Raw genomic sequence first — 10,331 nt, 5'->3', positions numbered from 1 at the left:
TGGAGCTACGAAATGCTGCCCGACGGCACTCTCAACTGGACCTCACCGACCGGGCGGCACTTCATCAGCGAACCGGCCACCATCATCCAGCCCCAACCGCCACCGAGGCCGAGACCGGTGCCGCCGGACGATTCCGACGAGCCGCCGCCGTTCTGAAGCGCCGGGCAGCCGGCTCAGTCGCGGGCCGTCTGGGGGTATCAGCCGACCGAGGTGCCGAACAGCAGGCCGAGCAGGTAGGTGACGCCGGCGGCTCCGAACCCGATCACCAGTTGCCGGAACGCGCGGCGCAGGGGCGGTCCGCCCGACAGGAGCCCGACGATCGCCCCGGTTGCCAGCAGGGCCAGACCCACGAGCACGGCGGCGACGATGATCGCTGCCATGCCTTCGAGCCCGAAGAGGTAGGGCAGAACGGGCAGGATGGCGCCGGAGGCGAAGAAGCAGAAGCTCGAGGTCGCGGCGCCGAGTCCGGTGCCGATCGCCTCGTGCTCGTCGACGGCCGGAGACAGTCCGCCGGTCTGCTTGACGTCGACCGGACCTGTGGCGATCGCCACGGTGCGCAACGCCTCCCGGGCGTGGAACTCGGCCTTCTCCGGGGACATCCCCTGCGCCCGATAGACGAGGGTCAACTCGTTCGCGGCCAGGTCGAGGTGCGACAAGACGCTCCGGGAGGCCGGATTCGGAGTGGAGGCTTCGAGGAGTTCCCGCTGCGAACGCACCGACACGTACTCCCCCGCACCCATCGAGAGCGCGCCGGCGAGGAGCCCGGCGATGCCCGTGAACAGGATCGTGGTGGTCGGCACGCCGGTGGCGCCGATTCCGAGCACCAGGGCCAGGTTGCTGACGAGACCGTCATTGATGCCGAACACGGCGGCACGGAAAGTGCCGGCCAGACGCTGGCGCCCGCGCGCGGCGAGCCCGCGCACGACCTCCTCGTGGATGCGCTCGTCGGCGGCCATGGTGTCCGTGGCGTCCGCGTCCGCGTCGTAGGGCGAGCGCGCCTCGGCGCGCTGGGCCAGGGCGAGCACGAACACGGACCCGAAGCGTCGGGCCAGGAAGCCCAGAAAACGGGTGCGCACAGCGCCACGCCTCGGCTGCCCGACCTGGTCGCCGAGGAGGCGCCGCCAGTGCGCCTCGTGACGGCCCTCGGCCTCGGCCAGGGCCAGCAGGATCTCCTTCTCCTCACCGTCGCGGCGTCCGGCCAGGTCACGGTAGACCGTCGCTTCCGCGCGCTCGTCGGCCAGGTACTGCCGCCAGCGTCGGATCTCGGCGGGGCTGGCCGGGCGCTGCTGTTCTGTCACTCTCATGCCTCCACGCTCATGCCTCGGGCGCGGGCTCGAGCGAGCCCTGCGCGACTCGAGCGGACGCGTGCGGTCCGGAGCCGTCGAGGCCGAAGAATGGTTCGTCGAACTGAACGACCCACACGGCCTCGCGACCCGCCACCGGGGCGTACAGTGCGGTCCCCTCGACTTCGCCGGCCGCCACGATCACACCGATCGGGTCCTCCGCGGCAGCGTCCGGGTACCGGTTCCGATCCAGACGCACGACGACCTGCATCCCGACGCCGAAGACTGCCGGGGCCTTCCCGGCCCTGTCCGCTTTCTTCCGCAGAGCCACTACTCGGCCGATCCGTCGGCCGATCCGGCCCGCTCGAGCACGAGTTCGCGCACGCGTGCGGCATCCGCTTGCCCGCGCATGGCCTTCATCACCGCACCGATCACGGCGCCGGCGGCCTGCACCTTGCCGTCGCGGATCTTCGCGAGGACGTCCGGCTGGGCGGCCAGGGCCTCGTCGATCGCGACGATGAGCGCTCCGTCGTCGGAGACCACGGCGAGACCGCGGAACTCGACGACTTCGAGGGGAGTTCCCTCACCGTTGATGACTCCCTCGAGCACCTGGCGGGCCAGACGGTCGGTGAGCGTGCCGGCCACGACCAGTTCGATCAGCGCGGCGACCTGGTCGGGCTGCACGAGGGAGTCGGCGGAGACGCCGGCGACGTTCGCGAGCCGGGCCACCTCACCGGTCCACCACTTGCGGGCGGCCTGGGCGGAGGCGCCGGCCGCGATGGTCGCTTCGACGGCATCCATCAGGTCGGAGTTGACGACGTCCTGGAATTCGAGGTCGGCGAAGCCCCAGTCTGCCTGGAGCCGCTTGCGCCGGGCCGCCGGAGGCTCGGGCAGGGTCGCGCGCAGCTCCTCCACCCATTCCCGGGACGGGGCAACGGGAACGAGGTCGGGCTCCGGGAAGTACCGGTAGTCGTCGGCGTCGGACTTGGGGCGGCCGGCCGAGGTGATGCCGGTGTCTTCGTGCCAGTGACGGGTTTCCTGGGTGATGGTTCCGCCGGCCTGCAGCAGGGCGGCCTGGCGCTGGATCTCGTAGCGGACGGCCTTCTCGACCGAACGCAGCGAGTTGACGTTCTTCGTCTCGGTGCGCGTGCCGAGGATGTTCGAGCCGCGGGGGCGCAGGGACACGTTCGCGTCACAGCGCACGTTGCCCTCTTCCATCCGCGCGTTGGACACGCCGAGGGCCTTGACGATTTCCCGGATGGCGGCCACATAGGTGCGGCCGATCTCGGGCGAGTCGGCCTCGCCGCCCTCGATCATCTGCGTGACGATCTCGACCAGGGGCACGCCGCCGCGGTTGTAGTCCACGAGCGAGTAATCCGCGCCCTGGATGCGGCCGGTGGCCCCGCCGACGTGCGTGAGCTTGCCGGCGTCGTCTTCCATGTGCGCACGTTCGATGTCGACCGTGACCAGTCGACCGCTCTCGAGTTCGATGGTGAGCTGCCCGTTGAACGCGATCGGTTCGTCGTACTGCGAGGTCTGGAAGTTCTTCGCGGTGTCCGGGTAGAAGTAGTTCTTGCGGGCGAACCTCGAGTACTCGGCGATTTCACAGCCCAGGGCGAGGCCCAGACGGATGCTCGATTCGATCGCCTGGGCGTTCACCTGCGGCAGGCCGCCCGGCAGGCCGAGGCAGGTCGGGCAGGTGTTGGTGTTGGCGCCCTGGCCGAATTCGTTGGCGCAGCCGCAGAACATCTTGGTCTTGGTGTTGAGCTCGACGTGCACCTCGAAGCCGAGCACCGGCTCGAACAGTTCGAGGGCTTTGTCGTAATCCATCAGTTCGGCCTTCTTCATCAGACGGCTCCCTCGGTGCTTGTGAACATGTCGTTGGGCGCCAGCTCCGGCGCCTGGCTGAGCAGGGTGTGGCCCCAGGATGCCTCGAGCATCGCCTCGATGGCGGCGCCGACCTGGTACAGGCGGGCATCCTGCTTCGCGGGCGCCATGATCTGAAGTCCGACGGGCAGTCCGTCCTCGGGGGCGAGACCCATCGGGAGGCTCATCCCGGGCACACCGGCCAGGTTGGCCGGTATGGTGGTGACGTCGTTGAGGTACATGGCCATCGGGTCGCTCATCTTTTCCCCGAATTTGAACGCCGTGGTGGGCGCACTCGGCGAGACGAGCACGTCGACCTTCGTGAAGGCCGCCTCGAAGTCCCGCTGGATCAGGGTGCGCACCTTCTGGGCGCTGCCGTAGTACGCGTCGTAGTAGCCCGCGCTGAGGGCGTAGGTGCCGAGGATGATGCGGCGCTTGACCTCGGGGCCGAAGCCGGCATCACGGGTGGCCGCCATCACGCGCTCGCTGGTGAGCGGGCCCTCGTCGGGGTTGACCCGGATACCGAACCGCACCGAGTCGAAACGCGCCAGGTTGCTGGACGCCTCGGCCGGCAGGATCAGGTAGTAGGCCGCGATCGCGTACTCGAAGTTGGGGGCGCTGACCTCGACGATCTCGGCGCCGGCGGCGGAGAGCAGCGCGAGGGTCTCGGTGAAGCGCTGCGATACCCCGGCCTGGAAACCGTCGCCGTTGAGCTCCTTGATCACGCCGACCCGGACTCCCTTGAGGGCTCCGTCGGCGAGGCCGGCGCGCGCGGCGGCGGCCATGGACGGCCAGGAGTCGGTGAGCGAGGTGGAGTCGAGCGGGTCGTGGCCGCCGATCACGTCGTGCAGGAGTGCCGCGTCGAGCACCGTGCGGGTGACCGGTCCGACCTGGTCAAGGGAGGAGGCCAGGGCGATCGAGCCGTATCGGGACACGCCGCCGTAGGTGGGCTTGACGCCGACCGAGCCGGTCACGGCCGCGGGCTGGCGAATCGAGCCTCCGGTGTCGCTGCCGAGCGCGAGGGGCGCCTGGAACGAGCTGACCGCGGCCGCGGAGCCGCCGCCGGAGCCGCCGGGGATCCGGTCGAAGTCCCACGGGTTGTGGGTCGGGCCGTATGCAGAGAACTCCGTGGAGGAGCCCATCGCGAACTCGTCCATGTTCGTCTTGCCGAGGGGAATCAGCCCGGCGTCGCGGACCCGCTTGACCACCGTGGCGTCGTAGGGCGGGATCCAGCCCTCGAGGATCTTCGAGCCGGCCGTCGAGGGCATGTCGAGGGTGGCAAGCACGTCCTTGATGGCGATCGGGATGCCGGCGAGGGGGCCGAGCTCGTCCCCAGCGGCACGCCGGGCGTCGATCCGGGCGGCGGTGGCCAAAGCCGCGTCCCTCGCCACGTGCAGGAAGGCGTGCACATCGGTGTCGATGGCCGCGATGTGGTCGAGGTGGGCGCGCGTCACCTCGACGGAACTGACCGAGCGGTCAGTGAGCAGTTCGGAGAGTTCGGCGGCGGTCAGTTTGGTCACGTTGGTCATGGTTACTCCTCGTCCAGGATCGCGGGCACGCGGAACTTGTCGCCGTCGCGGTCAGGGGCGCCGGACAGCGCCTGCTCGACCGTCAGGGACGGGACAACCACGTCAGCGCGGAAGACGTTGGTCAGCGGCATCGGATGGCTGGTCGCCGGAACGTCCGGGGTGGCCACTTCGGCCACTTTCGCCACGGAGTCGACGATCTGACCGAGTTCGGTGGTGAGGCGGTCGATCTCCTCCGCGCTCAGGTCGATCCGGGCAAGGTTTGCCAAATGGGCAACCTGCTCGGCCGTGATTTCAGACATGTAGCTCCGTACGGTCGTCGGGGTGGATACCCCAATTCTATTCGGAGCCGTCGGTGACCAGTGCCGCGTTACCGGTTCCGATCAGGGCCATGTTGTGCAGCGACTCGCTGCCCACGTCGAAATAGGCGTTGTGGCCGAGAGACCCGTTGAGCCAGAGCCCGGTGAACCGGTCGCGGGCGCCGGCGACGCCGAGCCGGTGGGCGCCGTAGGACGCGGCCCCCGGGTCACTGCCGAAGAACGCACTGCTGACGGTGGGATCCCAGTCTGCCTTCCCCACGTAGACGTTTCCACGGGCCACACTGAGCTGGTCGACGGACTGGATCTGGCTCCCGGGCGACCCGACCAGCACCAGGGCGTCGACCGAGAAGGACCCTCGGGCCAGGGCCGTGAGCGCCACGGTCGACCCGTAGGAGTGCGCGAACACCGAGATGAAGGGCTGGTGTTCGCCCCGGTCGGCACGGATGCCCAGCGACGACTCCTCGAGGAAGTCCGCCCCGGCCTCCGCGCGGTCCAGTCCGCCCACGTTGAACAGGTCCGGCGCCTCGTACCCGATCCAGGCCACGGTGGCGACGCTCCTGCCGGACGCGCCCCGGCCGGCTCCGGCCCGTTCCCTCAAAACCTCGACCTGTTCCGCGTACACGGCCGCTGCGGTGTTCGTCCAGTTCACGATTTGAGCCTCCACCGCGTAGTTCATGCCCGGAACGAGGTAGCTGACGTAGTCGGCGGTGTCCGGGTTGCCGAGGGCGATCGCCGCCCGTCCTCCGTCGGCGGGATCCAGCAGGATCAGGGAACGCCGGGGGCTTCCGTCGGGGGTGCGCAGCGCGGCCTTCACCTGGGTCAGGACGCCGAGCTCGCGGGCGAAGACCTGCCGCTGGGCGTCATCCGTCGCCGTGGCCAGGCTCTGCGCGACCTCGGCCAGGCTCTGGCTGAGGTAACGGGCGTTGGCTCGGCCGCGTTCCCGGAACGGGATGCCGTCGAGGTTGCCGACGAGCCTCGGGGCCGCGGCCAGCAGCGAGGACCGCTCCGACGAACCGAGGCCGTCCCACAGTCCGGCCACCTCGGTTGCCGCGGGCGGCACAGCCAGCAGCGAATCGACCTGGCCCGGAGACGCCTGCACGAACGCGGAGATGTCGGCCGGGGACAGGCTGGACAGTCCGGCCAGCAGGCTGGTGCCGGTCATCCGGCGCACCGAGTTGACGTTCGCGTCGGCGTCGGCGGGGACCGCTGCCACCGGCTGGGCGGAGACTCCCGGCTCGCCGGAGACCCGCACCCGGATCGAGGACCCCCGCCGGCCGGACAACTCGCCCCAGAGCGGGGCGGTACCGGCCGCGGCGGCCGGGTCGAGGGCGGTCGTGGGGAGCGGCTGACCCTGCACCATGCCCTGGAGTTCGTGCACTCCAAAGGCCTCGCTGACTCCGTTGAGAGTCAGAGAGGCGGTGAGAATTGTTGCCGCTACCAACAGCAAACCTGGGTACGTCCCCTCACGAACACCGAGATGCCAGGCAACTCGACCTCCAGCACAAGACCTGCACCTTCAGATTAGTGAAGAGGCGGTGGCCGAAGTCCCCCCCAAAGGCGTCGCCGGGACCCCCGCTTCGGGGGTGAAATCGTAAGGCTACTTCTCAGCCAGCGCGCCCGGGCCCTCGGTGACGAGCAGCCGGAACTGGGCGGCGTCGAGGATTCGGAGTCCGAGCAGTTCGGCCTTGGCCAGCTTGGACCCGGCGCCCGGGCCCGCCGCGACGAAGTCGGTGTTCTTGGACACGCTGGAGGCGGCCTTGCCGCCGGCGGAGAGGATGGCCTCCTGTGCCTCCTCCCGGGTGTAGCCCTCGATCGACCCGGTGGCGACGACCGTGAGGCCGGCCAGGACTCCCCCGGCGGCGGCCGCGGCGCCGGGCCCCGGGTGGTCCGGGGTCGCGAACTGCACCCCGGCCCGGGTCCACTGCTCCACGATGTCGCGGTGCCAGTCGACCTGGAACCAGTCGATGATGGCGTCCGCGATGATGCCGCCGACGCCGTCGACCTCGGCCAGCTCGTCCCGCGACGCGGCCCGGATCAGGTCGAGCGAGCCGAAGTGGCCGGCCAGGGCGCGCGCGGCGACCGGCCCGACGTGACGGATGTTCAGGGCCACCAGCAGCCGCCAGGGCGGTTTGGTCTTCGCCAGTCCGATCTCGCGGATGAGCTTGAGCGCGTTCGACGAGGGCTGCGGCCCTTCGATGCCCTGCTTCTTCTCTGCGGCCGTCGGGTTGCGGCGGAAAGGAGTGCGGAGCCGGACCGATCCGTCTTCCTCTTCGCGGGTGAGCCCGGTTTCGGCGTCGCGCACGACGACCTCGATCGGCAGCAGGTCTTCGAGCGTGAGGTCGAAGAGTCCGGCCTCCGTGGGCAGCGGCGGCGTGCTCGGCCGGGTCGGCTGGGTCAGCGCGGCGGCGGCCACCTCGCCGAGCACCTCGATGTCCAGGGCGCCGCGGGAGCCGATGTGCTCGACCCGCCCGCGCACCTGGGCCGGGCAGCTTCGCGCGTTCGGGCAGCGCAGGTCGATGTCACCCTCCTTGGCCGGGGCGAGCGGTGTGCCGCACTCCGGGCAGTCTGCGGGCATCACGAACGCATGCTCGGTGCCGTCACGCAGTTCGAGCACAGGGCCGAGCACCTCGGGGATGACGTCGCCGGCCTTGCGCAGCACGACGGTGTCCCCGATCAGGATGCCCTTGGCCTTGACCACATCCTGGTTGTGCAGCGTGGCCTGGCGCACCTCGGAGCCGGCCACCCGCACCTTCTCCATCACGGCGAAGGGCGTGGCCCGCCCGGTGCGTCCCACGCTGACGACGATGTCGAGCAGCCTGGTGTTGACCTGCTCCGGCGGGTACTTGTAGGCGATCGCCCAGCGCGGCGCCCGGCTGGTGGCGCCGAGTTCGGCGTGCAGGGCCAGTTCGTCGATCTTGATCACGATGCCGTCGATTTCATGGTCGACGCTGGCCCGGTGCTCGCCGTAGTACTCGATGAAGCCTGCCGCCTCGACCACGCTCGGCTCCACCCGGAAGTAGCTGCTGGTGGGCAGCCCCCAGCCGCGCAGCAGCTCGTAGATGCCGGATTGCGTGGCCACGGGCGGGTTCGGCCAGGCGCCGATGCCGTGCACCAGCATCCGGAGTCGCCCGAGCCTGGCGCGCATCAGCCGGAGCGGCTCCATGGCCTTGCCTTCGGACTTCTGGCGGAGCGAGCCGGCCGCCGCGTTGCGCGGGTTGGCGAAGACACGCTCACCCGCGGCGACCTGCGCGGCATTGAGCTCGAGGAATTCGGCGACCGGGAAGAACACCTCGCCGCGCACCTCCATCAGGGCCGGATGTCCGGTGCCGGTCAGTTGCCGGGGTATTCCGGGCACACGGGCGATGTTCTCGGTGACGTCTTCGCCGACCACGCCGTCGCCGCGGGTCGCCGCGCTGACCAGCACGCCATTCACGTAGCGGAGATTGATCGCCAGCCCGTCGATCTTCAACTCGCAGAGGTAGTGCACGGGCCGGCCGGCGTCGCGTTCCACCTTGGCCGCCCAGAGTTCGAATTCCCCGATCGAGAAGACGTTGTCGAGGCTGAGCATCCGTTCGGCGTGCTGCACCGGATCGAACAGGCTGGTCTCGGCCCGGCCGCCCACCGTCTGGGTGGGGCTGTCCTGGCTCGCCAGTTCGGGGAACTGGTGCTCGAGCTCGGCGAGACGGCGCACGAGGGCGTCGTACTCGGCGTCGTCGATGATGACTTCGTTGCGGTCGTAGTAGGTGTCCCGGGCTTCGAGGATGCGCTGGGTCAGTTCCGAGACCTCGACGGCAGCGACGTGCAGCGCGTGACTGGGCGCGGTGGGTGTGGATCCGGCGTCAGGCGCTGCTCCCTCAGGCGCTGCTCCGGCCGGTGCTGCTGTGTCAGGCATTGACGCCGACCGCGCTGACGGTGCGATCGATCGTGCACTGGCCGAGCACCCGGGTGCCGAGGTAGACGACCGCGGTCTGCCCGGGGGCGACACCCGTGAGCGGCTCGGCCGGGGTGATGACCAGCTCGGTGGCCGGGCGGGTCTCACCGGTCGCGCCGTTCACGCCGTTCTCGCCGTTCTCGCCGGGAGCCACCGGCACGACCTGGGCCACAGCGGGCACCGGGTCGGCGTGGGCGCGGATCTGCACTGTGCAGTCGAAAGCGGTTTCGGGGTGGGCGGGGGCGACGCCGCACCAGGTGAACTTCGAGCCGGCGATCTCCCCGATCGCGAGCGCCTCTTTCGGCCCGACGACGACGGTGTTGGTGATCGGGCGAACCTCGAGCACGAAGCGCGGTTTGCCGTCGGCGGCGGGGGTGCCGATCTGAAGCCCCTTCCGCTGCCCGACGGTGAACGCGGCCGCGCCCTCGTGCCGGCCGAGGGTGTTGCCCTCACGGTCCAGGATGTCGCCGGTCGCCGGCGGCACCCGCTCGGCCAGCCAGCCGCGGGTGTCGCCGTCGGGGATGAAGCAAATGTCGTAGGAGTCGGGCTTGGTGGCCACCGAGAAGCCGCGCTTGGCTGCCTCGGCGCGCACCTCGGCCTTGGACGGGGTGGCTCCGAGCGGGAACATCGAGTGGGCGAGCTGGTCCTGGGTGAGCACGCCGAGCACGTAGGACTGGTCCTTGGCCCAGGCGCTGGCGCGGTGCAGCTCGCGGTTGCCGTCGGCATCCGTTCGGATCGTGGCGTAATGGCCGGTGGCGACGGCGTCGAAACCGAGGTCGAGGGCCTTCTCTAGCAGGGCGGCGAACTTGATCCGCTCGTTGCAGCGCATGCACGGGTTGGGGGTGCGGCCGGCCGCGTATTCGTTGATGAAGTCGTCGACGACGTCGAGCTTGAACCGCTCGGAGAAGTCCCAGACGTAGTACGGGATGCCGATGATGTTCGCGGCCCGTTGGGCGTCCATCGAGTCCTCGACGGTGCAGCAGCCGCGGCTGCCGGTGCGCAGGGTGCCGGGCATGCGGCTGAGGGCCAGGTGCACCCCGACCACCTCGTGCCCCGCCTCGACCATGCGGGCTGCGGCGACGGCGGAGTCCACCCCACCGCTCATTGCTGCCAAAACCTTCACCTGACGAGTGTAATCGGGCGAAGCTGAATGGCCAATGCGCCCCTGCACGGTCCCGGTGCCGAAGTGCCCGTTCCGGTCGAGAGTGTCCGTTGTACCGGCCACTCTCGACCGGAACAGGCACCCTCACGCCGTGCTGGTGCCAATGGGCCGGCACGCCACCGGCCACGGACTACCGGGCCACGGACTACGGGCCACGGGCCACGACGGCTGCCCGCGGCGCGGTCAGCGCCCCGGCACCCGATCGGCGAGGCCGGCGCGGGCCGCCCGGGCGTGAGCCGCGGG

At 70.2% G+C, this 10,331-nt stretch carries 8 protein-coding genes; all 8 read right to left on the bottom strand.

The window, feature by feature from the left end; translation table 11 throughout:
• Positions 1-197: 197 nt before the first annotated feature.
• Complete coding sequence (locus E3T37_RS15270; RefSeq protein WP_134368131.1) at positions 198-1,304, bottom strand: VIT1/CCC1 transporter family protein; 1,107 nt, start codon at positions 1,302-1,304, stop codon at positions 198-200.
• Positions 1,305-1,314: 10 nt separating this feature from the next.
• Complete coding sequence (locus E3T37_RS15265) at positions 1,315-1,614, bottom strand: hypothetical protein (protein ID WP_134368130.1); 300 nt, start codon at positions 1,612-1,614, stop codon at positions 1,315-1,317.
• Entirely contained in the window at positions 1,614-3,131 is a 1,518-nt protein-coding gene (gene gatB / locus E3T37_RS15260; protein WP_134368129.1) for an Asp-tRNA(Asn)/Glu-tRNA(Gln) amidotransferase subunit GatB, read from the bottom strand. The genes E3T37_RS15265 and gatB overlap by 1 nt, the downstream gene beginning before the upstream one ends.
• Positions 3,131-4,678, bottom strand: coding sequence for an Asp-tRNA(Asn)/Glu-tRNA(Gln) amidotransferase subunit GatA (gatA, locus tag E3T37_RS15255; protein ID WP_134368128.1), 1,548 nt, complete (start codon positions 4,676-4,678; stop codon positions 3,131-3,133). Before gatA ends, gatB begins: the two co-directional genes overlap by 1 nt.
• A gap of 2 nt (positions 4,679-4,680) precedes the next feature.
• Positions 4,681-4,977, bottom strand: a complete 297-nt coding sequence (gene gatC / locus E3T37_RS15250; RefSeq protein ID WP_134368127.1) for an Asp-tRNA(Asn)/Glu-tRNA(Gln) amidotransferase subunit GatC — start codon at positions 4,975-4,977, stop codon at positions 4,681-4,683.
• A gap of 37 nt (positions 4,978-5,014) precedes the next feature.
• Positions 5,015-6,373, bottom strand: coding sequence for an alpha/beta hydrolase (locus E3T37_RS15245; RefSeq protein ID WP_134368126.1), 1,359 nt, complete (start codon positions 6,371-6,373; stop codon positions 5,015-5,017).
• A 219-nt stretch (positions 6,374-6,592) separates the two neighbouring features.
• Positions 6,593-8,887 carry an NAD-dependent DNA ligase LigA gene (ligA, locus tag E3T37_RS15240; RefSeq protein ID WP_134368125.1) on the bottom strand — a complete coding sequence of 765 codons (2,295 nt, stop codon included), beginning with the start codon at positions 8,885-8,887 and terminating at the stop codon, positions 6,593-6,595.
• A complete protein-coding gene (gene mnmA / locus E3T37_RS15235) occupies positions 8,880-10,049 on the bottom strand; it encodes a tRNA 2-thiouridine(34) synthase MnmA (RefSeq protein WP_134368124.1) in 1,170 nt (389 codons plus the stop codon). Before mnmA ends, ligA begins: the two co-directional genes overlap by 8 nt.
• Positions 10,050-10,331 lie beyond the last annotated feature (282 nt).

This window comes from Cryobacterium sp. TMT2-10 (assembly GCF_004403075.1).
GTDB lineage: Bacteria > Actinomycetota > Actinomycetes > Actinomycetales > Microbacteriaceae > Cryobacterium > Cryobacterium shii.
The sequence above is the reverse complement of the archived record's forward strand: the minus strand, read 5'-3'. Positions and strand labels throughout refer to the sequence as shown.